Raw genomic sequence first — 24,837 nt, 5'->3', positions numbered from 1 at the left:
GTTTCTCTGAAGTTGATTCAGGAAACATCCTCTAACTGCTTGATGAAGCAGGACAGCGAACGTGAACCGACTGAACTATAAAACGCTGCTGACCGGCGCTCTTGCCGGCATTACCGCCGCACTTCTGGTGCTCGGCGCGAGCGTTCAGTTGTCGTTCAGCGCTGTGCTCTACGCAGCTTCCGCGCTTCCGATTCTTCTCGTCGGCCTCGGCTGGGGCAATGCCGCGGCAATCTCGGCCGTCGTGACCGCTGCCGTGGTCGGCGCTGTCGCCATTTCCCCGACCTTCGCGCTGATGATGACGCTGGTAACGCTGCTGCCTGCGGGCTGGATCAGCCATCTTGCGAACCTCGCCCGTCCGGCCTCCGAACTCGGCGGACCCGAACACCTCATGGCCTGGTATCCGCTTTCCGATATCCTGCTGCATCTCTGCGGCCTCGTGACGCTCGCTGTCGTCGTGACCGGCTACATGATCGGCTATGGGCCGGAACTCATCAGCCAGATGGTCGATACGCTGTTCGGCTCGCTTTCGCAGCAGGAGCCGAGTTTCACTGCCGATGCCGCGGCCACCGCGCAGACAAAGTCGCTGCTCCTTCTGATGCTGCCCGCCATTCAGGGCGCGATGTGGGTCACCATGCTGTTTGCGGCCTACTACGTCGCAACGGGCATCGTGAATGCATCCGGCCGCGCCCTTCGTCCGCGGGAGGATATTCCGTCTGCGCTGCGCATGAGCCGCAACGCGATCTTCATCTTTCTCGCCGGCCTTGCCGCCACCTTCTTCAGCGGCGTTCCGGCGATGATCGGAGCAACCGTCGTCGGCACCTTCGGCGCCGGTTTCCTGCTTTCCGGTTTCGCCGCGGTGCATTTCCGCACGCGCGGCAAGGATTGGCGTCTCCCGGCGCTGATCCTCTGCTACCTGGCATCGCTTATCCTGATGTTGCCAGCCTTTTTCATTCTTGTCGTCGGTCTGTCCGATACGCGCAAAGCGATCGCATTGACCCCGAGCAAGAATGCCGATGCCCCCAAACCCACAGACAAGCAAATCTAAGACACGAAAGGAAAACGAAGATGGACGTCATTCTTCTCGAACGCATCTCCAAGCTCGGCCAGATGGGCGAAACCGTAAAGGTTCGCGACGGCTTCGCACGCAACTACCTCCTGCCGCTCGGCAAGGCGCTTCGCGCCAACGCTGCCAACAAGGCCCGCTTCGAAGCCGAGCGTTCGACGCTCGAAGCCCGCAACCTCGAGCGCAAGTCGGAAGCACAAAAGGTTGCCGACGTCCTCGCCGGCAAGTCGTTCATCGTTGTTCGCTCTGCCGGCGAAACCGGCCAGCTCTACGGCTCGGTCGCCGCTCGTGACGTCGTTGACATTCTGGCGGCCGAAGGCTTCAACATCGGCCGCAACCAGGTACACCTGAACACGCCGATCAAGGCAATCGGCATCCACAAGGTCGAGCTGCAGCTTCACGCCGAAGTCGAAATCCACGTCAATCTCAACGTTGCTCGCTCTGCCGATGAAGCCGAGCGCCAGGCCAAGGGCGAAACCCTCACCTCGGTCGACGCCATCTATGGTGTTGACGAAGACGCCCTGCGTCCGGAAGACTTCTTCGATCCGGAAGCCGACCGCGGCGACGAAGAAGAAGAAGCATAAGCTTCGCTTCGAGCTTGCTCATACAAAAAGCCCGGCTTCGCGCCGGGCTTTTTCGTTTCTAGTTCTCAGCCACGCTTTTGACGGGTGCAGCGCTCTTGTCGATCTTGACCACGACCGAGAGGCCCGGCGACAGATCCTTGGCCAATTCCTGGCCCGGATCGATGCTGATCCGAACGCCGACGCGCTGAGCAACCTTGGTGAAATTGCCGGTTGCGTTGTCCGGCTTGATGACTGCAAACTCCGAACCTGCTGCCGGCGAGAAGCGCTCGACGCGCCCGGTAAGCCGGCGGTGCTCGAGCGCATCGACGAAGATGGATACGAGCTGACCGATCTGCATGCCATCGAGCTGCGTTTCCTTGAAATTGGCGATCACCCAGACGTCCTCCGGAACGACGGCCATGAGCTGCGTCCCCGACGTCACATATTGACCGACCCGCACGCCGACTTCGCCGAGATGGCCGTCACGCGGCGCGACGATCGAGGTGTTCTGCAGGTCGATCTCCGCCAGATGAACCGCGGCTTCAGCGCCGGCAACGTTTGCCTCCAGAGACGAGCGGTTGACGATGATCGTCGCAAGGCTTTGCTTGGAGACTTCGAGCGCGGCCTGCGCCTGGTTCACTGCCGCCTTTGCCTGTTCGAGCGTGGCCTGGGCGGCTTCCGACTCGCTGGCGGACGCGATGCCGCGATTACTGAGGCTGTTGACGCGATCCCAGGCAAGCTGCGCGCGTTTCAAGGCAGCGGTGGCGCTGTCGATCGCGGCCTCGCTCGAGGCAATGGTGGCCTGGGCAGACACTTCCTGCTGATGCGAGTTGGCCAGCGACGCCTTCTGGGCGTCGAGGGCCGCGCGCGACTGGGCGAGCTTCTGCGCATAGATGCGATCATCGATCTTGGCGAGCACCTGCGCCTGCTTCACCTGCTCATAGTCCTTGACCGGCACGTCGACGACATAGCCGCTCACCTGGGGGCTCATCAGCGTCACATAACCGCGCACATAGGCGTTGTCTGTCGTCTCGACCGAGGTGACGAAGGGCGGCAAGCGCCATGCATAGAGAACCAGCAACACACCGGCGGCACCGGCGAGGAGGACGATCAGGGTACTCGGCGAGCGAAGGAACTTGAACATGCGAGGTGACTCGGCTCAGGATTGGGCAATGGCGGCGTTCGCTGCCCTCTGCCAAGGCAGGCGCTTCCATGCAAGTTGAAGGAGGAGAACGACAAGCCCTGCGACGCAGGCGACGAAGATGACGTAGAAGGCATCATTGTAGGCGAGCACGTAAGCTTCCTTCGTCACCTGCTGGCTGAGGAGCGACAACCCCTCGGCATTCAGCAGCGTCTTGTCGATGATCGCCTTGCCGTAGGCGGCGGAGAGTTGCGACACGCGCCACGCCACGACCGGGTCGGTGAGCAGTATATGCTCGACCAGCACGTTGGAATGAAACTTCTCCCGGATGGTCACGAAGGTGCCGAGGACGGCAGAAGCAAAAAGCGAGCCGATGCTCTGCGTGAAGAGGAAGATCACGAGGAAGTTGACGATGTACGGTATGCCCTTGGCCAGTGCGGCGGCGAAGCCCTTCGACATGACCGGTGGCAGGAACAACGCCGCACCGGCAGCCACCATAGCTTGGCTAAGATACATTTCGGTCGGCCGCGTCAGACTGGTGGACTGACTGTCGAGATAGGCGCCGGAGGCGATGAGCACGAGCGCCAGCACATGCGCCGTTTCCACGTAGCGGGTCACCATCAGGAACGCGCAGAAGAGCCCGCCAACAAGCGATGCCAGCAGGATGATCGCATAAAGATAGATCGTCTGGTCGTTAAGCAGACCGAGCTGCTGATAGAAGTTCGCCGCCGTCGCCGACTGTTCCGCGGCGACGAAGCGGAAGAGCAGCAGCAGGCCGGCGATCCGCATGTTCGGACCGGAGAAGAGCCAGCGCAGATCGATCATCGGATTTTTGCGCGGCAGTTCGATTGCGAACATCAGCGCCAGCGAACCGACGGCGACGGCAAGCACGGCGCCAAGCCATTCGGCCTCGAACCACCAGTAGAGACGGCCGAGCGTCAGCACGACGGCCAGGCAGCCGAAGCCAACGGCGAGCAGCAGGTAGCTCAGGATATCCAGCCGCTGGATGACCTTGGCGCGCGGCGGCGGAGTCAACGGCAGCAGGTAGATGACCGGCAAGGCGATCAACGCCAGCCCCATCTCGAAAGTGTAGAGCGCTTCGTATCCGCCAAGCTGCAGCAGCTGAGGTGAGATGATACGGGCGATCGGCGCCGCAAAGAGTGTGTTCATCAGCGCCAGGCTGAGACCGACGGAGAGCTTCTTGTCCGGTGGAAAGGCTTCCAGCATGTAAAGGAAGCCGAGCGTCGAAAGCGGCGCCGCGGCCATGCCGCTGAGAGTGCGCACGACGATCGCCGAATGCAGGTCGGTAATCAACAGGTTCATCAGCGAAGCGACGACAAAGCAGATGATGCTGAACTGGGCAAAGCGGCGAAGGCCATACTGTGTGCGGATCTTGAAGAGCCCGATCGTAAGGCTTGCATAGGGCGCCATATATGCGGCCGATAGCCACGAGATCTCGATAGTGGTCGCCGAGAATGAACCTTGAAGCTGGTAAATGTTGGCCGTTACCAAGTTCATGCCGAGCCCCTGCGTTAGGAAAAACAGCACGGACGAAGCCATATAGAGCGGCACCTTCCAGGCCGGCAGCGGCACTGGTGCCGGAGGGGCAGCCGACTGTTGCGCCTCGGCCTTTATCGGCTCGCGAGCGGGCGCAGCATTGTCATTTGCCGTCTCGGCGAGGCTCATGCGGGCGTCCTCATTGTCCGCGTACGGCTGCGAGGTTCGCCTGCATAGCGCGGATGACATTCAGAGCCGTCTTAAGATCGTTTTCGGGAATGCCCGCGACGACTCGGGCGCGCACATCCGCAGCAAGATCCTCAACCTCGGTGGCGACTGCCCGGCCCGCCTCCGTCATGTAGATTTCCTTCGCACGACGGTCGGAGCCGGCGACGCGGCGCTCCACGAAGCCCTGCCCTTCCATAGCATCGAGAATACGAACCAGCGTCGGCGTTTCGAGTTCCAGCCGCTCGGCGAGTTCCCGCTGGTTGATGCCGTCCTTCCGGTTCAGGGTAAAGAAAACGCGCGCGCGCGGCAATGTCATGTTGTGCTCGCGTACGATCGAAGCGAATGTCGCCTTCAATTTGCGAGTGAATGCAGAGATGTCCTCGAAGAGTTCACGTCCGACATGCTTATTCGACATGTGTTCCTATTTCGCCCCACTTTATTAGTGTGCTAATTATATTTCCTATTCGGGATCTTTTTTCAAGTGCCAAGCTCCCTGGCTTCGGGCTAAAATGCTCAGAGTGAGTCGCTATCCCCGCGCTGTGTCCTGTCGATGACACCGGCGGTATTTTCTCCAAGGTGCAGACCTGCGCTGTGGAGAAGTCGAACAATGTGCAAAGCGTTGGCGGACTTACGGCAAGCCACGAGCTGTTGCTGAGTTGCACTTGCATTTGCGCTTGCGAGCCTTCAAATCCGGTGTTGGAAAAGACAGAACGGACCACGATGAACGAAGCCGCGCGAAAGATTGCCGCCGTTGCTCCATCAGAGCAGCATTACCGCGAAGCACCCAACAATATCGAAGCCGAACAGGCGCTCCTGGGTGCTGTTCTGATGAACAATGACGCCTATTATCGGGTGTCCGACTTCCTGAAGCCGATCCATCTCTATGAACCCCTACACCGCAAGATCTACGAGGTTGCCGGCGACATTATCCGCATGGGCAAGATCGCCAACCCGGTGACGATCAAGACCTTCCTGAAGGCCGACGAGAAGGTCGGCGACATGACGGTCTCCGAATATCTCGCCCGCCTCGCCCGCGAAGCGGTGACGATCATCAATGCCGAGGACTATGGACGCGCCATCTACGATCTGGCGCTGCGCCGCGCGCTGATCACCATCGGCGAGGATGTCGTCAACATCGCCTATGACGCGCCGCTCGACATGCCGCCGCAGTCGCAGATCGAGGACACCGAGCGCCGCCTGTTCGAGCTTGCCGAAAACGGCCGCTACGACGGCGGCTTCCAGGCCTTCAACGATGCCGTCGCGCTGGCGATCGACATGGCGGCCGTCGCCAAGGAGCGCGATGGCGGTCTTTCCGGCATCTCCACCGGCATCCACTCGCTGGATGGCAAGATGGGCGGCCTGCAGCGCTCCGACTTGATCGTGCTTGCCGGACGTCCGGGCATGGGCAAGACCTCGCTCGCCACCAACATCGCCTACAACATCGCCGCCGCCTATGAGGGCGAAGTGCAGGCCGACGGCAGCATGAAGGCGAAGAACGGGGGCGTCGTCGGCTTCTACTCGCTCGAAATGTCGTCCGAACAGCTCGCCACCCGTATCATCTCCGAGCAGACGGAAGTCTCCTCCTCGAAGATCCGCCGCGGCGACATCAACGATGCCGATTTCGAAAAGCTCGTCGCCTGCTCGATGATGATGCAGAAGGTGCCGCTCTATATCGACCAGACCGGCGGCATCTCGATCGCCCAGCTTTCGGCCCGCGCCCGCCGCCTGAAGCGCCAACGCGGCCTCGACTGCCTGGTCGTCGACTATATCCAGCTCATGACCGGCGCCGGCAAGGGCGATAACCGCGTGCAGGAAATCACCCAGATCACCACGGGCCTCAAGGCGCTCGGCAAGGAACTGAACGTTCCGATCATCGCCCTTTCGCAGCTCTCGCGTCAGGTGGAAAGCCGCGACGACAAGCGGCCGCAGCTTTCCGATCTTCGTGAATCGGGCTCGATCGAGCAGGACGCCGACGTCGTGCTCTTCGTGTTCCGCGAGGAATATTACGTCAAGAACCTGGAACCGCGCGATCCGGCCGATCCGAAATATGCAGAATGGGAAGCGCTGTTCGAGAAGGTGAAGGGCACGGCCGACGTTATCATCGCCAAGCAGCGTCACGGGCCGACCGGCACGGTAAAGCTCGCCTTCCAGTCGGAGTTCACGCGCTTCGCGGATCTCGCCGACCCGTCCTTCATCCAGTACGAGGAACACTGAGTTCTATCGCAATTTGACAAGGAGCCCTCGTGTTGGCATCATCGCCAACATGAGGGCTCAACTGCTTTACCGTTCGAAAAGCGTGCTGTCGGACGGGGCCATCGTGGAGGCGGTCATCTGGAAGGTTCCGCAGCCTTTGCCGGGAAGCCTGCATAACTACAAATACAGCTTGTTCTACGGTTATCCAGGACAGCGCGTCGTTGGTTACGACAATGAAAGAGGCAAGGGCGACCACAGACACGTCAAGGGGCGCGAAGAACCGTATCAGTTCTCGACGATCGAGAAGCTTATCGATGACTTCCTCAGAGACGTAGAAACAAGGAGGCAACGCCGCCGATGACGACCGCCACTATCCGAATTCAGCGAAATGACGAAACCGCTCTCCGCCAAGCTCGTGAGGGATTTGTCGCTGCCTGGAAAACCGGAGAAGAACAGGACCATGTCTTTAGCTTCGCCTCCCCCGAGCAGCTTTTCAGCGTCCTGACACCGAAGCGCTGGACCCTGATCGAGACGTTGCAGAAGCTAGGACCTTCGACATACCGCAGCCTATCCGCGGCCCTTTCCCGCGACGTCAAGCGGGTCCATGAGGACACTGCGCCTCTTCTCGAATGGGGGTTGGTCGAGGTCAACGACGAAGGGCGTATTCACGTGCCTTACGACGTCATCCACGCGGATTTCGACCTTCGCAGCGTTGCCTGAGGCAGGCGGTTCCAAGCCGTTTTCCGGGGCTCCGCGTCTGCACGCCACCTCGGTACGCCGAGCAGTCTCAGCGGCCTGCCGGAGCCGCCCGATAGGCTTCCCGGCCGGCGACCCAGGTGCGTCGTACCGTCGGCGCGGCGCCTTCGGGCCACTCGACCAGCACGATATCGGCCCGCTTGCCGACTTCGATCACGCCGCGATCGTGCAGCCCGGAAGCGCGGGCCGGATTACCCGACACGAGAGGCCAGAGCGCATGGAGCGGCCCGACTCCGTCGGCCTTGAGCCGTGCCAGGCCGAGCAACATCGCCGGATAATAATAATCCGAGGCGAGGATGTCGCAGAGGCCCTCGCGGATCATGTCGGCTGCGCCGATCGAAGCGAGATGGCTGCCGCCACGCGTCGCGTTCGGCGCGCCGAAGACGATGAAATCGCCGGCTTCGCGGGCGGCCTGCGCCACCCGCCTGTTCATCGGGAATTCCGTGATCCGCGCACCGCGCGCGCGGAAGAAATCGCGCGTTTCGATCTGGCTGTCGTCGTGCGAGAGCATCGGTGCGCCGGCCGCCCGGCTAAGAGCCGCCACCGCCTCGATTACGCCCGGCACCTGCGGTCGGCGCTCCCACATGTCCCGAACGAGCGAGACCATGTCCGAAACCGGAATCTTTGCCCGCTTGGCGCGTTCCGCCATCTTAGCGGCGAAAGCAGGCGTTTCCGGATCAACCGCCGGGAAGACCGGATCGAGGTCGAACGGCCGCTCCTGCAACGGCACTGAGGGATGCAGCGTCGCCATCGATGTATGATCGTTGAAGGCAACAGAGGGAAGGCGCGGACCGGAAAGCGCCTCGCGGATCAGGTCGACAGCCTCGAAGCAGAATGTTTCCCAACGCAGTTGCACGCGATTATCCGCCGTCAGCCGCGGGGTGAGTGCATCGAGGGCGGAGACAACGGCGCGACCATTTTCCACCGATCGCAGCCCCGGCTCCCAACTCAACGTCAGGGCATGATAGGCCGTCGCAATGCCGTTGGCGGCAAGCTGACGGTCCGTTTCGAGCATAGCGGCGGCGACAGGGAGCATGGTGCCGGGCCGCGGCATGAGCTGCCGCTCGAAGGCGTCACCGTGGATATCCACGAAAGCCGGCGCGAGGATATGACCGCCGCCTTCAACCACATCCGCCCCGTCGCGCGCGCCGTCGATCGCCGTGATCCGGCCGTCCTCGATACGCACCGAGGCTTGCTCCAGACGGTCGCTGAAAACCACGGTCGCACCCTCGATCACAATTGCCGGATTGTTCCGCATCGCCCACTCCATAAAAAGAAGAGGCGCAGCAGCCATGTCACCTGACAGGCCACGCGCCATCCGGCGCTTCTATCCAGCCGATGTGACAGATTTGAGAAGGTTTCTGTGCAACCGATGCCTAACGCGGCGTCGGACAATCGGCGCGCCGCAGGGCAAGGCACTCCTACCCGGGACCTCATCTCTTAAAAGATTGTGCAGCGCGAAGGTTTTTCGCGTACCGGCCTTTTTCCCGTCCAGGAAACGGTTAAGGATCGCAGGACACGTTCCGATGACAAAAGGGCCTCGATGACCGATTTCGATGACGACCTCTCCAACGATTTCGACAGCGCACCCGTGCGGCTGACCGTCGATCTCGCAGCCTTGGTCGACAATTGGCACGATATGGCGCGGCGATCCGGCAAGGCGCGCACCGCCGCGGTCGTCAAGGCGGATGCCTACGGCATGGGGATCGAGGATGCGGGCGAAGCGCTCTTCCTGGCCGGAGCAAGGGATTTCTTTGTTGCGACGGTGGATGAAGGCGTGACCCTGCGCCTTTATGCACCGGAGGCGCGCATCTTCGTTCTCGCGGGTATCTGGCCGGGCACCGAGCGCCGCTTCTTCGAGAACGACCTGGTTCCCGTCATCTCGTCCGAAGAGCAGCTTGCCTTCTGGATGGCCGTGCTTGCGGATTATGGTGACTATCCTTGCGCACTGCACGTCGACACGGGCTTCAACCGGCTCGGTCTGCACATCGACGAGGCGCTGGCGCTTGTCGAGGATGTCTCCCGCCCCGCAAGCTTCGCTCCGGTGCTCGTCATGAGCCATCTCGCCTGCGGCGACGATCCGGCGTCGCCGATGAACAGGCAGCAGCTCGAATCATTCCGCAAGGTTAGCAGGGCTTATGAAGGTATCGAATCAAGCCTTGTGGCTTCCGCCGGTATTTTTCTCGGTGACGATTACCATTTCGACCTGACCCGCCCCGGCATCTCGATCTATGGCGGCGAGGCCGTGAACGGCATGGTCAATCCGATGCGGCCGGTCGCGACCGCGGAGGCCCGCGTCATCCAGGTGCGCACCGTAAGCGCCGGCGAATCCGTCAGCTACGGCCGCGCGCTCCGGCTCACGCGTGACAGCCGGCTCGCCATCGTTTCGGCCGGATATGCGGACGGCTACATGCGCAGCCAGTCGAGCGGCGGCGTGCCTCTCCGTCAGGCCGTGCCGCAGGGCGGTCAAGGCTTCTTTGAGGGCTACAAGGTGCCAGTCGCGGGCCGCATCACCATGGACCTCACCATTTTCGACGTGACGGACCTGCCGGAAAACCTCATCCGTGCCGGCGACTACATCGAGCTCTTCGGCAAGAACATCCTCGTCGACGATGCCGCGCGGGCGGCAGGCACGATCGGCTACGAGATGCTGACCAGCATGGGGCTGCGCCACGAACGGAAATATGTGGCGGAAGACGAATAGTGTCTTCAGCGTGTCGTCAGCGCCAGCCGCACGCCGAGCGCGACGAAAAGAGTGCCAAGCCCGCGGTCGAGCCACAGGCCGATCTTTCTGTTGCGTTTAAAGAGATCGGCAAGCCGTCCGCCAGCCAGGATCAGCGGCGGTTCAATGAACGCCGCAACCGCGATGATCAGCGCTCCGTGAACGGCAAGCTGCAGCCACGCCGGGCCTGCGCCTTCGACGACGAACTGCGGCAGGAAGGCGAGGAAGAAGATCGCGACCTTCGGATTGAGCAGCGAGACCAGCACACCCTGACGGTAGATCCGGCTCCAGTGCATCGTCTCGCCCGCAGCTTTGACGAAACCGCCCTCGCCGCCCGAGCGCAGCGCCTGGATACCGAGCCATACGAGATAGATCGCACCGATCCACTTGACGGCAGAGAAGGCAAGCGCTGATGCCGCAAGGATCGCCGATAGCCCGAAGGCAGCAAGCAGCACATGGATGCACGCCCCGGTCCAGATGCCGAAAACCGCCGAGAAACCCGCCCGTGTTCCGCTCTTGATCGTATGGCCGAGGATGAATGCCATATCCGGCCCCGGCGACAGGTTCAGAAGCACGGCAGCCGTCAAAAAGGCGACCCAGTGGGCGAGCGAGTAATCGAGCATAGGCGCATCCATCGTTTGAGGGTCCGATGCTGCCACCGCCACACCTGATAGGAAAATCATTAGTTTTGATTGGTGCAGGCTTCCGAAAGGCAGGCATCATGGCGGGTGGAAGTGTAGGAATATCGTCCGCGGGCTGCTATATTGGCGAGAAAAGGAGTCTTGCATGGCGGCAATTCAACTTCGCAAGGCGCAACAGGCATTCATCGACGAGCAGATCAAGGCCGGCCACTATGAGAGCGCCGACGCGGTGATCGAAGCTGGCCTGTCATTGCTGCGTCAGCGCGAGACCAAGCTTGAAGAAGTTCGAGTGCTGATCCAGGAAGGTTTGGACGACATTGCCGCCGGCCGCGTTGTCTCTTTCGAGAATGAGGGAGAGCTTGTCGAATACATCATCCGTGAAGCAGCGGAGAAAAAGAATTAAATCCCGGCGTCACCTTCTCTCGAAAGGCGTTAGCCGATCTTAATCCATCTACCCCTTTATCGCATTGGAAGACGCGATCGCTGCTCGCGGCCTTCTGCAGCAGATCGACAAAAAGATCATACAGACAGCGCGTTCCGGTTCCAGAGGCGTCAATCGCGAATGGCTGATGCCGGGATTGCGCGCCATTCCATTCAAGAATCACGGTATCTACTTTACGATCATCGACGACGAGCTACACGTCATCCGAATCCTCCACGGCCGTCAGAATATGATTCTGGCCAACTTCACCGAAAGCAGCGACTGACTTCATGGCAAAAGCCCGCACACAATTCATCTGCCAGAGCTGCGGCACGATCCATACCCGCTGGGCAGGCAAATGCGAAAACTGCGGCGAATGGAACACCATTGTCGAGGAAGATCCCATGGGCGGGATCGGTGGCGGGCCGGCGAGAACGCCGAAGAAGGGCCGCCCGGTAGCGCTCACCGCCCTCTCCGGGGAGATCGAGGAAGCGCCGCGCATCCATACCGGCATCTCCGAGCTTGACCGGGCGCTCGGCGGCGGCTTCGTGCGCGGCTCGGCGGTGCTGGTCGGCGGCGATCCGGGGATCGGCAAGTCGACGCTGCTGATGCAGGCGGCGGCTGCGCTTTCGCGCCGCAGCCACAAGATCATCTATGTCTCCGGTGAAGAAGCCGTTGCCCAGGTGCGGCTGCGCGCCCAGCGCCTCCGCGCCGCCGATACCGATGTGATGCTCGCCGCCGAGACCAATGTCGAGGACATCCTTGCGACGCTCGCCGAGGGCAAGCGTCCGGACCTCGTCATCATTGACTCCATCCAGACGTTGTGGAGTGAACTGGCGGAGTCCGCACCCGGAACGGTCACCCAGGTGCGCACCGGCGTGCAGTCGATGATCCGTTTCGCCAAGCAGACGGGAGCCGCTATGGTTCTCGTCGGCCATGTCACCAAAGACGGCCAGATCGCGGGACCGCGTGTCGTGGAACACATGGTCGATGCGGTTCTCTATTTCGAGGGCGACCGCGGCCATCACTACCGCATTTTGCGGACGGTCAAGAACCGCTTCGGTCCGACGGACGAGATCGGCGTCTTCGAAATGTCGGACGCGGGCCTGCGCGAAGTCGGCAATCCATCCGAGCTTTTCCTCGGCGAGCGGAATGAAAAATCGCCTGGGGCTGCGGTGTTTGCGGGCATGGAAGGGACGCGCCCGATCCTCGTCGAAGTGCAGGCGCTGGTGGCGCCGACCTCGCTCGGCACGCCGCGCCGCGCCGTCGTCGGATGGGATTCCGCGCGGCTTTCGATGATCCTTGCGGTGCTTGAAGCGCATTGCGGCGTGCGGCTCGGCCAGCACGACGTTTATCTGAATATCGCCGGCGGCTACCGCATCGGTGAACCGGCCGCGGATCTCGCGGTTGCGTCGGCACTCGTTTCCTCGCTTGCCGGTATTGCCCTTCCAGCCGATTGCGTCTATTTCGGCGAAGTCAGCCTGTCGGGGGCCGTCCGTCCGGTTGCGCACACCTCTCAGCGCCTCAAAGAAGCCGAGAAGCTGGGATTTTCTGCAGCGCTGCTTCCGTCAGCCTCCGCCGATTTGCCGAAGGGCTCGGCCGGGCGCTGGAGCGAGATCGAAAGCCTGCCGGATCTGGTCGCGCGCATTGCCGGGTCCAAGGGTGCGCTACGAGGTGTGGAAGACGAGGTTTGATCCTTTCATTGCCGCAAACGGTGATGATATAGGATGCACACGAATGAGGCCCGACTGAGCTGCCAACAGGCGGCGGTCCTGGAGTGGAATTTATATGCCCATTACGATCTTTGACGGCATTGTCATCGGCGTCGTGCTCTTCTCCGCCGTTCTGGCGATGGTTCGCGGTTTTTCGCGCGAGGTACTGTCGATCGCAAGCTGGGCGGGCTCGGCTGCGGCTGCCTACTACCTCTACCCCTATCTCGTGCCCTACGCGAAGAGATACACCGACGACGACCGCATCGCCATCGTCGGCTCGGCAGCCGTGGTGTTCCTGATCGCGCTGATCGTCATCTCCTTCACCACCATGAAGATTGCCGATTTCATCATCGACAGCCGGATCGGCGCGCTCGACCGCACTTTGGGCTTTCTGTTCGGCGCTGCGCGCGGCATACTTCTTCTCGTCGTGGCAGTGGCGTTCTGGAACTGGCTCGTCGACCCCAGCCACCGGCCGGATTGGGTCAACAATGCCAAGTCCAAGCCGTTCCTCGACTCGATGGTCGTGAAGCTGCAATCGGTCCTGCCGGAGGAATTCGCGCAGATGGTGAGAGCCAGCGTGCTTGACAAGGTTCAGCCGCAGGCCGAAAGCACGAATGATAATGCGCCTGCCGCCGAACAGGCCCCCGCGGATGATGCGGCCCCTGCAGGCAGCGCACAGCAGCAGTCGAATTGACGCAGTGTTCAACAGCTTGACCTGCCGCGTGGCAATTGCCATTTGAGCGGGACGTTAAGTCAAGGTCCGGCCGGGCATTGCGCTCCGCCGGACCTCCGCCGTTTAAAATGCATGCATCCGGCATCATGCTATGGAAGCCGATCCATTCTTGTGAGAGCAAAGGCCCGCATCAATGAACCAGTCCTATCCCTCCACGCTCAGAGATGAACTCGACGGAGATACGCTCCACGAGGAATGCGGCGTTTTCGGCATTCTCGGCCATAGTGATGCGGCGCCCCTGACGGCGCTCGGCCTGCACGCTCTTCAGCATCGCGGTCAGGAGGCTGCCGGCATCGTCACCTTCGACGGCCGCCAGTTCCACACCGAAAAGCGCATGGGACTCGTCGGTGACCACTACACGGATCCCGCAACGCTTGCGAAGCTGCCCGGTTTCATCTCCATCGGCCACACGCGCTATTCGACGACGGGCGAAGTCGCGCTCCGCAACGTCCAGCCGCTCTTTGCCGAACTGGAAGTCGGCGGCATCGCCGTCGCCCACAACGGCAACTTCACGAATGGCCTGACGCTCCGCCGCCAATTGATCGCCGACGGCGCCATCTGTCAGTCGACATCGGATACCGAAGTCGTTCTCCACCTGATCGCGCGCTCCAAGCAGACCTCTTCCTCCGACCGCTTCATCGATGCCATCCGCCAGATGGAAGGCGGCTACTCGATGCTCGCCATGACACGCACGAAGCTGATCGCCGCACGCGACCCGATCGGCATTCGTCCGCTCGTGATGGGCGAACTCGACGGCAAGCCGATCTTCTGTTCGGAGACCTGTGCTCTCGACATCATCGGCGCGAAATACATCCGCGACGTCGAGAACGGCGAAGTGGTCATCTGCGAAATCCAGCCGGACGGTTCGATTTCCATCGATGCCCGCAAGCCGGAGGCGCCGAAGCCGCAGCGCCTCTGCCTGTTCGAATATGTCTATTTTGCCCGGCCCGACTCCGTGGTCGGCGGCCGCAGCATCTATGTCGCCCGCAAGAACATGGGCATCAATCTCGCCAAGGAAGCCCCGGTCGAGGCCGATGTCGTGGTGCCGGTTCCGGATGGCGGAACGCCCGCGGCGCTCGGCTACGCCCAGCAGAGCGGCATTCCCTTCGAATACGGCATTATCCGCAATCACTATGTCGGCCGCACGTTTATCGAGCCGACCCAGCAGATCCGCGCCTTCGGCGTCAAGCTGAAGCATTCCGCCAACCGGGCGATGATCGAGGGCAAGCGCGTCGTTCTCGTCGACGACTCGATCGTACGCGGCACCACTTCGCTGAAGATCGTCCAGATGATCCGCGACGCGGGTGCCAAGGAAGTGCATATCCGCGTGGCGAGCCCGATGATCTATTTCCCGGATTTTTACGGCATCGACACGCCGGACGCCGACAAGCTGCTCGCCAACCAGTACAGCAGCCTGAAGGCAATGTGCGATTATATCGGCGCGGATTCTCTTGAGTTCCTGTCGATCGACGGCCTCTACCGCGCCGTTGGCGGCGAAACCCGCAACAACGACAATCCGCAGTTCACCGATCATTACTTCACGGGCGATTATCCGACCCGCCTGCTCGACAAGGAAAGCACCAGCAATGTGCGCAAGCTTTCCGTTCTCGCCAGCGGCGGCTGAGGCCAGTTAAGGCAGCCCGCCGGCTCGGGGCGAAGGCTGCATTCTCCCCGTCATTCCTGTGCTTGTCACAGGAATCCAGTCACGGCGCGTCTGCGCCGTGAAAGACTCTCTTAGCGCGCAAGGACTTGCGCGCACTGGATCCCTGTGACAAGCACAGGGATGAGGGAGGTGAGGCTGGCGCGCACGGCGAGACAAGCCGTTGGGAGCTTCTTCTCCATGAAAGATTTCGACGAACAATAGCGGCCGTGGTGCTGCATCAGGACGGCAATATGAACATCGATTTGAAGGGCAGGATCGCACTCGTCACCGGTGCATCGCGCGGCATCGGTTATTTCACGGCGCTGGAACTTGCAAAGGCAGGTGCACACGTCATCGCCTGCGCCCGCACGGTCGGCGGCCTTGAGGACCTCGACGACGCGATCAAGGCCGTGGGCGGCACGGCGACGCTGGTTCCCTTCGATCTCGCCGACATGAACGCCATCGACGCGCTCGGCGGCTCGATCTTCGAGCGCTGGGGCAAGCTCGATATCCTGGTCGCCAATGCCGGCGTGCTCGGGGTGATTTCGCCGATCGGCCATATCGAGGCGAAGGTCTTCGAGAAGGTGATGAACATCAACGTGACGGCGACATGGCGGTTGATCCGCTCCGTCGATCCTTTGCTGGCGCGTTCCGACGCTGGCCGCGCCGTCATCATGTCCTCGGGCGCGGCCCATAAGTGCAGGCCGTTCTGGGGCGTCTACTCCGCGTCCAAGGCGGCTGTCGAGGCGCTGGCCCGGACCTGGGCCGGCGAAACACAGCGCACGCCGCTCCGCGTCACCAGCGTCGACCCGGGCGCGACGCGCACCGCCATGCGCGCCCAGGCAGTGCCCGGCGAAGATCCGGAAACGCTGCCGCATCCTTCCGAAGTCGCCAAGGCGATCCTGCCGCTCGTCGGCCCGGATGTGACCGAGACGGGCAAGCTGTTCGTCGTGCGTGAGAAGAAGCTCGTGGACTACCGGCTGCCGGAGTAAGAGGGGCGGCTACTTCTTCGCCGCCAAGGACGAAAACAGAGCGGCGAATGGCGTTTGCGATGGACATAGCGCATTGAGGTCGACCGGCCCCTGAATGCCATCAAGCGTCCCGTTATCGGCAAATTGCCATATCGACCACTGGCCGCAATCCTTCCGATCGGGCGCCTTTGCTATGCTCCGCAGCCACAGATAGTGATCCGGGAACCTCGTTTCGTTGCCCTTCAGGTACTGATCGAAGAATTCCTGGTTGAGATAGAAGATCGGCTTGCCGGAGTAGCTCCCCTTCAGCTCGGTGACGAATGCGTTGATCTCGCCGCTCAGCTCTTCGAGCGTCGGAACCTTGCCGCAATTGCCGGTGAATTCGAGATCGATCGCGATCGGCAGCGTGCCCAGCTCCACGGGAACCGTCGCCAGTAGATTCTGCGCCTGCTCCCGGCCGGGGCGGCAGAAGGTGAAGAAATGATACGCCCCGCGCACGATGCCGGCGTCTTTCGCGGCCTGCCAGTTCTCCACAAAGAGCCGGTCCCGGTGATCACCGCCCTCAGTCGCCTTCATGATGGCAAAGCGGACATTCGGCTGGGCAGCGAGCCTCTTCCAATCGATGCTGCCCTGATGATGACTGATGTCGATTCCCTGAATGGGATAATTTTCAAGCGATGGAGGAGTGAAACGAAACATTGCGCGATCGTAGGCCAGATACAGCGCGGATGCGACTGCAAGAATGACGATGCCGATAATGGAGCGGCGCGCTGTTTTCCTCACGTGGCATCCCTGCAGAAATTCAGCTCTTCTCTAGCACGTTTGCGCGGGTGGCGCGCCCCGGCCCTGCGCTCGCGCTTCGGGCGTTCGTCGCTGCAATCGATTCACTGGATCGATTGCTCCGGCTGACGCCGGACCGCTCCTCACCCCCTTGACCAAACACCGTTCCCGCGCCATAAAACCCGCCATGAAAACGGTTATCTGCATCATCTGCCGGAAGATTATTCGCTAGCGCGCTCGCTGGCCTGGCCGTTTTCGTCTCCCAGATACGCAAAGATGAGAAACGCCCCGGCCCGCCGGTGCCGGTATTTTTCGGATCATTGCATTTGGGAGAATAGACATGGCCGGCCAGCCGGAACTCAAGCTGTACAACACGCTGACGCGCGAGAAGACGGATTTCGTCCCGATCGACCCGCAAAATGTCCGCATGTATGTCTGCGGCCCGACCGTCTATGATTTCGCCCATATCGGCAATGCGCGCCCGATCATCGTCTTCGACGTGCTCTTCAGGCTGCTTCGGCACGTCTATGGCGCCGAACACGTCACCTATGCGCGCAACATCACCGACGTCGATGACAAAATCAACGCGCGGGCGCTGCGCGATTATCCCGGCCTGCCGCTGAACGAGGCGATCCGCGCCGTCACCGAAAAGACGGAGAAACAGTTCCTCGACGACGCCAAGATGCTTGGCTGCCTCGACCCGACGGTGCAGCCGCGCGCGACCGACAGCATCCCACAGATGATCGAGATCATCGAGAAGCTGATCGCCAAAGGCCATGCCTATCAGGCGGGCGGCGAAGTGCTGTTCGACACCAGATCCATGGCGGATTACGGCGCGCTTTCGAAGCGCAATCTCGACGAGCAGCAGGCCGGCGCCCGCATCGCCGTCGATGCGCACAAGAAAAGCCCCGGTGATTTCGTTCTCTGGAAACTTTCGACCGAAATCGAGCCCGGCTGGGAAAGCCCCTGGGGCCGCGGCCGTCCGGGCTGGCATATCGAATGCTCGGCGATGAGCGAACGCTATCTCGGCGAGGTCTTCGACATTCACGGCGGCGGGCTGGACCTGATCTTCCCGCACCATGAAAACGAGATTGCCCAGTCGCGTTGCGCGCATGGCACGGATGTCATGGCGAACGTCTGGATGCACAACGGCTTCCTGCAGGTCGAAGGTCGCAAGATGTCGAAGTCCGAAGGCAACTTCGTCACCATCTATGAATTGCTGCACACCGAGACGTTCGGCGGCCGGCAATGGCCCGCCGAGGTGCTGCGGCTTGCGATGCTGATGACGCATTACCGCGAGCCGATCGACTTTTCGGTCAAGCGGCTGGAAGAGGCCGAGCGCCTGCTGTCGAAGTGGTCGGTGGTGGACGCCGGCACAGCGGCACCGGATCCGGCTGTGCTGAACGCGCTCGCCGACGACCTGAACACGGTTGCGGCCGTTCAGGCCCTTCATGCGCTGGCGCAATCCGGCGATGCGGCCGTTTTCGCTGCAAGTGCCGCCCTTCTCGGCATTCAGCCGAAGAAAACGGAAGTCGATGAGGCGGTCGCCGCCGAAATCGACGCCCGCGTGCGCGCGCGTCTAGAACTGCTGAAGGCAAAGAATTTCGCCGAGGCCGATAAGATCCGCGAAACGCTTGCCGCCGAGGGCATCCAGCTCAAAGACGGCAAGGACCCGGCGACCGGCGAGCGGGTGACGACCTGGGAGGTGAAGCGGTAATATGGGATGGGCGGCGGCACATACCCCCCTCTGCCCTGCCGGGCATCTCCCCCACAAGGGGGGAGATCGGCAAGACGTGCCGGCTTCCCGGAATATCGATCGCACTCCGAACAGCTTCGGCCATCCGAGGCCTTTGTTCAGGGCGGGAGTTCGCTACTATCCGATCTCCCCCCTTGTGGGGGAGATGCCCGGCAGGGCAGAGGGGGGTGCCCCGTTACTTCAGAGCAAGGAGCACGGTATGCCGCATGCACCGGTTCCGCCGCAACGGCGCGCGAACGCCCGGCGCATGCGCAAGGCGATGACGGATGCCGAGCTTCGTCTCTGGAACGAACTTCGCGCGCACCGCCTGATGGGTTTGAGCTTTCGGCGACAGATGCCGGTCGCCGGCTATATTGCCGATTTCGCCTGTCCGGAACATCGCCTGATTGTCGAGATCGACGGTTCGCAGCATGCATTGGCGCCGAACGCTCTCCATGACGATGTGCGCCGCGCGCGCCTGGAGCGGGACGGCTGGACAGTTCTTCGTTTCTGGAATGGCGACGTACTCAAGGATATCGACAACGTCTGCCTGCATATCCTGCGCGTCATAGGAAAGGATCGGGCATGAGCAAGATCTACACCGGCGGCTGTCAGTGCGGTGCCGTCCGCTTCCGGGTGGAGGGCGAGCTCACGCATTCCTCGATCTGTCATTGCCGCATGTGCCAGAAGGCGTTCGGCAGCTACTATGCGCCGCTGGTTTCAGTGCGCGGAGCCGATCTTGTCTGGACCCGCGGCGAACGGAAAAAGTTCCGCTCGTCCAATTTCGTCGAGCGCGGCTTCTGCGCCGATTGCGGCACGCCGCTGACCTATGAGGCGCCCGATGGGCTGGCGATCGCCGCAGGCGCCTTCGACGATCCGGCCCTTCTGCCGCCGACGATCCAATACGGCATCGAAGGTAAGCTGCCGTTTACGGACAGGCTGCACGAGCTTCCCGGAATGCGGACGGAGGACGATGCCGAGGCGGCCGAATTCATCAACGAGGTCGTCTCTTACCAGCATCCCGATCACGACACGACCCACTGGCCATCCGGAGCACAGACATGAGCGAACCCATTCGAACGGGCGGGTGCCAGTGCGGCGCCGTACGTTTCCGCATCAGCGGCAAGCTGGGGCGTCCGTCGATCTGCCATTGCCGCATGTGCCAGAAGCAGTTCGGCGGCTTCTTTTCCGCGCTCGTCACGGCGCCGGACGAAGGCATGGAATGGACACGCGGCGAGCCGAGCTATTTCCAGTCCTCGGTCAATATCGACCGCGGCTTCTGCAGCAACTGCGGCACGCCAATGACCTACCGGCATCCCGGCGGGTTGGAGCTTGCGATCGGCACCTTCGACGATCGCAGTGATCTCGCGCCGCAGATCCAGGTCAACTACGACTCACGCCTGCCCTGGGTCGAAACGATCTTCGAGGCTCCGGTCCACAAGGACCAGGATTTCTATTCCCGGCAGGAGCAAATCATCTCCTTCCAGCATCCCGATCACGATACCAAGACATGGCCCGAGAAAGGCTTGAAGATATGACCGAAGTCCTGCGTACCCTCTATCCCGAAATCGAGCCCTATGCGTCGGGCCATCTCGATGTCGGCGGCGGTCACAAGATCTATTGGGAGCGCTCGGGTACGCCCGGCGCCAAGCCTGCCGTCTTCCTGCATGGCGGTCCGGGCGGCGGTTTTTCGGCGGTCCACCGCAGGCTGTTCGACCCAAAGCTCTACGACGTCCTGCTGTTCGACCAGCGCGGCTGCGGCAAGTCCACCCCACATGCAAGCCTCGAGGCCAACACGACCTGGGATCTCGTCGCCGACATCGAGCGTCTGCGCGAGATGGTTGGAGTCGACAAGTGGATGGTCTTCGGCGGCTCTTGGGGTTCGACGCTAGCGCTTGCCTATGCCGAAAAGCATCCCGAGCGGGCTTCCGAACTCGTCGTCCGCGGCATCTATACGCTGACCAAGGCCGAGCTCGACTGGTACTATCAATTCGGCGTCTCGGAGATGTTCCCGGACAAATGGGAGCGCTTCATCGCACCGATCCCGCCGGAAGAGCGCCACGAGATGATGCAGGCCTATCATCGGAGGCTTACTGGTGCCGACCGGACGGTAGCCCTCGAAGCCGCCCATGCCTGGAGCATCTGGGAAGGCGAGACGATCACGCTTTTGCCCGAGCCGTCCACAAGCGGTAAGTTCGAGGGGGTGGAATTCGCCTATGCGTTTGCCCGCATCGAAAACCACTTCTTCGTCAATGCCGGCTGGCTTGAGGAAGGGCAACTCATCCGCGAGGCCCACAAGCTGAAGGACATTCCGGGCGTCATCGTCCATGGCCGCTACGACATGCCCTGCCCCGCCCGGTTCGCCTGGGCGCTGCACAAGGCCTGGCCGACGGCGGAATTCCATCTGATCGAAGGCGCGGGCCACGCGTTTTCGGAGCCCGGCATCCTGGATCGGCTGATCCGGGCCACCGACAAATTCGCCGGAAAGTAACAAGTGCCTTCGAGGCCGACGGAAACCTACATCATGACACGCGAAAAAATCTACCTCTTCGACACGACGCTCCGGGACGGGCAGCAGACGCCCGGCATCGACTTTTCGGTCGAGGACAAGATTGCGATTGCGACCATGTTGGACGAGTTCGGCCTCGACTATGTCGAGGGCGGATATCCGGGGGCGAACCCGACGGATACGGCCTTCTTCGGCGAGAAGCGCACCGGCCAGGCAAGTTTCGTTGCTTTCGGCATGACCAAGCGGCCCGGAGTTTCAGCCTCCAACGATCCGGGGCTTGCGGCGCTGCTGCAGGCAAAGAGCGATGCGATCTGCTTCGTCGCCAAGAGCTGGGACTACCACGTCGAAGTCGCGCTCGGATGCACCAAAGAGGAAAACCTCGAATGCATCGCCGAAAGCGTGAAGGCAGCCGTCGCTGCGGGCAAGGAGGCAATGGTCGACTGCGAGCACTTCTTCGATGGATACAAGGCCAACCCCGCCTATGCGCTCGCCTGCGCGAAGACGGCCTATGCAGCCGGCGCCCGCTGGGTCGTGCTCTGCGACACCAATGGCGGGGCGCAGCCGCCCGAAATCCGGGCCATCGTCGAAGCGGTGATTTCGACAGGCGTTCCCGGTGACTGTCTGGGCATCCACGCGCATAACGATACGGGCCAGGCCGTCGCCAATTCGCTGGCAGCCATCGAGGGGGGCGCCCGTCAGATCCAGGGGACGCTGAACGGCATCGGCGAGCGTTGCGGCAATGCCAATCTGGTGACGCTGATCCCGACACTCGCCCTCAAGGACACCTACAGCACGCGCTTCGAAACCACCATCGATGCGGAACGGCTGACGAATCTCACGCGCCTGTCCCACGCTTTCGACGAGCTTCTGAACCGTTCGCCGGATCACCAGATGCCCTATGTCGGCGCTTCGGCATTCGCGACGAAGGCAGGCATCCATGCCTCCGCCCTGCTCAAGGATCCGCGCACCTACGAACATATTCCGCCGGAAAGCGTCGGCAATTTCCGCAAGGTCATGGTGTCCGATCAGGGCGGCAAGGCGAATTTCATCAACGTGCTCAAACGCCGCGGCATCGAGGTCGCCAAGGACGATCCGAAGCTGGACCGGCTGATCTCCATCGTCAAGGAACGGGAAGCCTCGGGCTATGCCTATGAGGGGGCGGACGCAAGCTTCGAACTGCTCGCCCGCCGCACGCTCGGCACCATTCCGGAATTCTTCTCGGTCGAAGGGTTCCGGGTGATGGTCGAGCGCCGCTTCGATTCACACGGACGGGTGAAGATCGTCTCGGAAGCCGTCGTGAAGATCGTCATCGAGGGCCACACGATCATGTCGGTGGCCGAAGGCGACGGCCCGGTCAACGCGCTCGACCTGGCACTGCGCAAGGATTTCGGCAAGTACCAGCATGAAATCGACGATCTGGTGCTTGCCGACTTCAAGGTCCGCATCCTCAACGGCGGCACGGAGGCGATCACGCGCGTTCTCATCGAATCCACCGACTCGAGCGGCGTGCGCTGGTGGACGGTCGGCGTGTCGGAAAACATCATCGATGCCTCCTTCCAGGCGCTGATGGATTCCGTCATCTACAAGCTGATGAAGAACCGGCAGCTGGCGGGTAAGATCGCGGCGGAGTGAACCGGAGAGGTTCAACCGCCGCACATTCATTCACCGAAATGAATTGGCCTATTCATGCCGCTTGGGTTAATCGGGTCCATAACCAGAACAAATATGGAAACACCCCCGATGTCTGCCGAGGCGAGCCAACCTGCCGTCAAGAACGAGGATAGCGCACGCGGCTTCGCCTTCGCACTGACGGCCTATTTTCTGTGGGGATTCCTGCCCTTCTACATGAAGGCCGTGGCGCATATCTCGCCGGCGGAGGTGATCGCGCACCGCATTATCTGGTCTGTGCCTTTGGCAGGCGCCGTGCTGTTCGCCCTCGGGCGCACGCAGGACATTGCCATGGCGCTGCGCTCGCCGCGCATGCTGGCGATGGCGGCGCTGACGGCGGCACTCATCACCGTCAACTGGGGCACTTATGTCTGGGCGATCGGGGCGGACCATGCGCTCGATGCCGCGCTCGGCTATTTCATCAACCCGCTGTTCAGCATTTTCCTCGCTGCCGTCCTGCTCAAGGAGAGACTGCAGCCGCTTCAGATCGCGGCGATCTGCCTTGCCGGCATCGCTGTCATCGTGCTTGCCATCGACAGCGGCGGCATTCCCTGGGTTGCGTTGGTGCTCGCCGTCACCTGGGGCTTCTATGCTCTCTTGCGCAAGACGCTGCCGCTCGGCCCCAATCAGGGCTTCTTCCTCGAAGTGCTGATCCTCAGCTTACCCGCCCTCCTCTACATCCTCTATATGGAGCTCGGTAGCGGCGAGGGTCACCTCTACCGCACCGGCCTCGCCGATACGGCGCTGCTGCTCGGCTGCGGCCTGATTACCGCCGTGCCGCTGATGATCTATGCAAACGGCGCCAAGCTGCTCCGGCTGTCGACGATCGGCATCATGCAGTATATCGCGCCGACGATGATCTTCCTGATCGCCATCTTCGCCTTTCACGAGCCGCTCGGCACGGCACGCATGATCGCCTTCCCGCTCATCTGGGCAGGCCTCGTGCTTTATACGTGGTCGATGCTGAACGCGACGCGCGGGCGCTAAAGCATGTCTCCCGAAAGCGGGGACCGGTTTCGGGCTAAAGACGTGCGTGAAATCAAAGAATTAAGCGCTAAGCGAATCTGAAAGATCGCGACGCGCTTTAGCCCGTCCTTACATCTTCGAAATCACGGCATCCTCCCCCTCACGGTCGGCAGCGAGTTCGGCTGCCTGCGCCATGATAGCGGGGATGATTCCGGAAATATCGTCGATGACGAGCGGCTGAACCCTGTGAGCCGTGTGGACGAAGCCTTCTTCCGTCATGTGCCGCATCAGCTCCATCATCGGATCCCAGAAGCCCTTGATGTTGGCAAACACCATCGGCTTCTCGTGGCGGGCAAGCTGAGCCCAGGTCATGATCTCGACGATTTCTTCCAGTGTGCCGATCCCGCCCGGAAGCGCCACGAAGGCATCGGAGCGTTCGAACATCATGTGTTTGCGCGTATGCATGTCCGGCGTTACAATAAGTTCGTTGAGCTGGCCGAGGGAATGGCGAGTCGCCTCCATGTCGATCAGGAATTCGGGGATGATGCCGGTCACCTGCCCCCCATTGGAAAGCACGCCGCTCGCAACAGCGCCCATGATGCCCTTGGTGCCGCCGCCATAGATGAGGCGGAGGCCGTATTCGGCGATTTCCTTGCCGAATGCACGCCCGGCAGCCATGTACGCTGCGTCTCCTCCGGGTCTTGAGCCGCAGTAAACGCAGATCGACTGAATCGAATGAGATTGATCGTTCATAGGGGCAAACAACTATTCCATGCCTCAGCAGTCAAGAAAAATGAAAGAAAAGCTGCGCGTTGAGCCTGCGTTATTGCTTTGAATGCTTGTGCAAAGCAACGGGAATCGCTAGCAATTTTTGATGTACCGGCACATTTTGCCGC

The 24,837-nt window shown here is 61.6% G+C and carries 26 protein-coding genes; 19 read left to right on the top strand and 7 right to left on the bottom strand.

The annotated features are described in order from the left end of the window. Positions 1-61 precede the first annotated feature (61 nt). The gene (locus HGP14_RS06610; protein ID WP_168829066.1) at positions 62-1,045 is read left to right on the top strand and encodes a DUF2232 domain-containing protein; all 984 of its coding nucleotides are present in this window, start codon (positions 62-64) and stop codon (positions 1,043-1,045) included. Between the two features lie 20 nt (positions 1,046-1,065). Then, positions 1,066-1,647: a 50S ribosomal protein L9 gene (gene rplI / locus HGP14_RS06605; protein ID WP_168829065.1), complete on the top strand. Its 582-nt coding sequence runs from the start codon at positions 1,066-1,068 to the stop codon at positions 1,645-1,647. A gap of 58 nt (positions 1,648-1,705) precedes the next feature. Here rplI and HGP14_RS06600 read toward each other — a convergent pair whose 3' ends face one another. From HGP14_RS06600 to HGP14_RS06590, 3 genes are read right to left on the bottom strand one after another with little or no spacing between them, the layout of a single operon-like run. Further along, complete coding sequence (locus HGP14_RS06600; protein ID WP_168829064.1) at positions 1,706-2,770, bottom strand: HlyD family secretion protein; 1,065 nt, start codon at positions 2,768-2,770, stop codon at positions 1,706-1,708. 15 nt (positions 2,771-2,785) lie between these two features. After that, a complete protein-coding gene (locus HGP14_RS06595) occupies positions 2,786-4,453 on the bottom strand; it encodes an MFS transporter (protein WP_168829063.1) in 1,668 nt (555 codons plus the stop codon). A 10-nt stretch (positions 4,454-4,463) separates the two neighbouring features. Then, positions 4,464-4,907: a MarR family winged helix-turn-helix transcriptional regulator gene (locus HGP14_RS06590; RefSeq protein WP_168829062.1), complete on the bottom strand. Its 444-nt coding sequence runs from the start codon at positions 4,905-4,907 to the stop codon at positions 4,464-4,466. A 305-nt stretch (positions 4,908-5,212) separates the two neighbouring features. On the opposite strand from HGP14_RS06590, the gene HGP14_RS06585 reads away from it, so the two are divergent. From HGP14_RS06585 to HGP14_RS06575, 3 genes are read left to right on the top strand one after another with little or no spacing between them, the layout of a single operon-like run. Continuing rightward, positions 5,213-6,706, top strand: coding sequence for a replicative DNA helicase (locus HGP14_RS06585; protein ID WP_168829061.1), 1,494 nt, complete (start codon positions 5,213-5,215; stop codon positions 6,704-6,706). A gap of 49 nt (positions 6,707-6,755) precedes the next feature. Then, positions 6,756-7,046, top strand: a complete 291-nt coding sequence (locus HGP14_RS06580; RefSeq protein ID WP_205927053.1) for a DUF6516 family protein — start codon at positions 6,756-6,758, stop codon at positions 7,044-7,046. Next, the gene (locus HGP14_RS06575; RefSeq protein WP_168829060.1) at positions 7,043-7,405 is read left to right on the top strand and encodes a transcriptional regulator; all 363 of its coding nucleotides are present in this window, start codon (positions 7,043-7,045) and stop codon (positions 7,403-7,405) included. The genes HGP14_RS06580 and HGP14_RS06575 overlap by 4 nt, the downstream gene beginning before the upstream one ends. Positions 7,406-7,472: 67 nt before the next feature. Here the strand turns inward: HGP14_RS06575 and HGP14_RS06570 are convergent, their stop codons facing one another. After that, positions 7,473-8,699 carry an alpha-D-ribose 1-methylphosphonate 5-triphosphate diphosphatase gene (locus HGP14_RS06570; protein WP_168829059.1) on the bottom strand — a complete coding sequence of 409 codons (1,227 nt, stop codon included), beginning with the start codon at positions 8,697-8,699 and terminating at the stop codon, positions 7,473-7,475. 285 nt (positions 8,700-8,984) lie between these two features. On the opposite strand from HGP14_RS06570, the gene alr reads away from it, so the two are divergent. Continuing rightward, entirely contained in the window at positions 8,985-10,145 is a 1,161-nt protein-coding gene (gene alr, locus HGP14_RS06565; RefSeq protein WP_168829058.1) for an alanine racemase, read from the top strand. A 5-nt stretch (positions 10,146-10,150) separates the two neighbouring features. Here alr and HGP14_RS06560 read toward each other — a convergent pair whose 3' ends face one another. Beyond that, the gene (locus HGP14_RS06560; RefSeq protein WP_168829057.1) at positions 10,151-10,786 is read right to left on the bottom strand and encodes a LysE family translocator; all 636 of its coding nucleotides are present in this window, start codon (positions 10,784-10,786) and stop codon (positions 10,151-10,153) included. A gap of 163 nt (positions 10,787-10,949) precedes the next feature. Between HGP14_RS06560 and HGP14_RS06555 the strand changes: the two genes are divergently transcribed. The 6 genes from HGP14_RS06555 to HGP14_RS06530 all read left to right on the top strand — a co-directional run bounded on the left by HGP14_RS06555 (position 10,950) and on the right by HGP14_RS06530 (position 16,304). After that, positions 10,950-11,207 (top strand): type II toxin-antitoxin system ParD family antitoxin, encoded by a 258-nt coding sequence (locus HGP14_RS06555; RefSeq protein WP_168829056.1) that lies wholly within the window; start codon positions 10,950-10,952, stop codon positions 11,205-11,207. 46 nt (positions 11,208-11,253) lie between these two features. After that, positions 11,254-11,511, top strand: coding sequence for a type II toxin-antitoxin system RelE/ParE family toxin (locus HGP14_RS06550; RefSeq protein WP_312862120.1), 258 nt, complete (start codon positions 11,254-11,256; stop codon positions 11,509-11,511). A 4-nt stretch (positions 11,512-11,515) separates the two neighbouring features. Then, the gene (gene radA, locus HGP14_RS06545; RefSeq protein ID WP_168829054.1) at positions 11,516-12,919 is read left to right on the top strand and encodes a DNA repair protein RadA; all 1,404 of its coding nucleotides are present in this window, start codon (positions 11,516-11,518) and stop codon (positions 12,917-12,919) included. Between the two features lie 94 nt (positions 12,920-13,013). Then, positions 13,014-13,631 carry a CvpA family protein gene (locus HGP14_RS06540; protein ID WP_168829053.1) on the top strand — a complete coding sequence of 206 codons (618 nt, stop codon included), beginning with the start codon at positions 13,014-13,016 and terminating at the stop codon, positions 13,629-13,631. A gap of 172 nt (positions 13,632-13,803) precedes the next feature. Then, the gene (purF, locus tag HGP14_RS06535; protein ID WP_168829052.1) at positions 13,804-15,294 is read left to right on the top strand and encodes an amidophosphoribosyltransferase; all 1,491 of its coding nucleotides are present in this window, start codon (positions 13,804-13,806) and stop codon (positions 15,292-15,294) included. A gap of 269 nt (positions 15,295-15,563) precedes the next feature. Further along, a complete protein-coding gene (locus tag HGP14_RS06530; RefSeq protein ID WP_168829051.1) occupies positions 15,564-16,304 on the top strand; it encodes an SDR family NAD(P)-dependent oxidoreductase in 741 nt (246 codons plus the stop codon). A 9-nt stretch (positions 16,305-16,313) separates the two neighbouring features. On the opposite strand, the gene HGP14_RS06525 is transcribed toward HGP14_RS06530, so the two are convergent. Further along, positions 16,314-17,066, bottom strand: coding sequence for a GH25 family lysozyme (locus HGP14_RS06525; protein ID WP_168829050.1), 753 nt, complete (start codon positions 17,064-17,066; stop codon positions 16,314-16,316). 337 nt (positions 17,067-17,403) lie between these two features. On the opposite strand from HGP14_RS06525, the gene cysS reads away from it, so the two are divergent. The 7 genes from cysS to rarD all read left to right on the top strand — a co-directional run bounded on the left by cysS (position 17,404) and on the right by rarD (position 23,962). Beyond that, positions 17,404-18,780, top strand: coding sequence for a cysteine--tRNA ligase (cysS, locus tag HGP14_RS06520; RefSeq protein ID WP_168829049.1), 1,377 nt, complete (start codon positions 17,404-17,406; stop codon positions 18,778-18,780). A 238-nt stretch (positions 18,781-19,018) separates the two neighbouring features. Then, on the top strand, positions 19,019-19,387 hold the full coding sequence (locus HGP14_RS06515) for an endonuclease domain-containing protein (protein ID WP_168829048.1): 369 nt from the start codon (positions 19,019-19,021) through the stop codon (positions 19,385-19,387). Continuing rightward, a complete protein-coding gene (locus HGP14_RS06510; RefSeq protein WP_168829047.1) occupies positions 19,384-19,863 on the top strand; it encodes a GFA family protein in 480 nt (159 codons plus the stop codon). The genes HGP14_RS06515 and HGP14_RS06510 overlap by 4 nt, the downstream gene beginning before the upstream one ends. Then, positions 19,860-20,336 (top strand): GFA family protein, encoded by a 477-nt coding sequence (locus HGP14_RS06505; RefSeq protein WP_168829046.1) that lies wholly within the window; start codon positions 19,860-19,862, stop codon positions 20,334-20,336. Before HGP14_RS06510 ends, HGP14_RS06505 begins: the two co-directional genes overlap by 4 nt. Further along, positions 20,333-21,289 (top strand): prolyl aminopeptidase, encoded by a 957-nt coding sequence (pip, locus tag HGP14_RS06500; RefSeq protein WP_168829045.1) that lies wholly within the window; start codon positions 20,333-20,335, stop codon positions 21,287-21,289. The genes HGP14_RS06505 and pip overlap by 4 nt, the downstream gene beginning before the upstream one ends. 33 nt (positions 21,290-21,322) lie before the next feature. Beyond that, positions 21,323-22,939 carry a citramalate synthase gene (gene cimA, locus HGP14_RS06495; protein ID WP_168829044.1) on the top strand — a complete coding sequence of 539 codons (1,617 nt, stop codon included), beginning with the start codon at positions 21,323-21,325 and terminating at the stop codon, positions 22,937-22,939. A 108-nt stretch (positions 22,940-23,047) separates the two neighbouring features. Then, positions 23,048-23,962 carry an EamA family transporter RarD gene (rarD, locus tag HGP14_RS06490; RefSeq protein ID WP_168829043.1) on the top strand — a complete coding sequence of 305 codons (915 nt, stop codon included), beginning with the start codon at positions 23,048-23,050 and terminating at the stop codon, positions 23,960-23,962. Between the two features lie 108 nt (positions 23,963-24,070). Here the strand turns inward: rarD and HGP14_RS06485 are convergent, their stop codons facing one another. Beyond that, complete coding sequence (locus HGP14_RS06485) at positions 24,071-24,694, bottom strand: TIGR00730 family Rossman fold protein (protein WP_168829042.1); 624 nt, start codon at positions 24,692-24,694, stop codon at positions 24,071-24,073. Positions 24,695-24,837 lie beyond the last annotated feature (143 nt).

This window comes from Rhizobium sp. P32RR-XVIII (assembly GCF_012641395.1).
Classification (GTDB): domain Bacteria; phylum Pseudomonadota; class Alphaproteobacteria; order Rhizobiales; family Rhizobiaceae; genus Rhizobium.
This window is presented reverse-complemented; position numbering and strand designations above follow the sequence as displayed.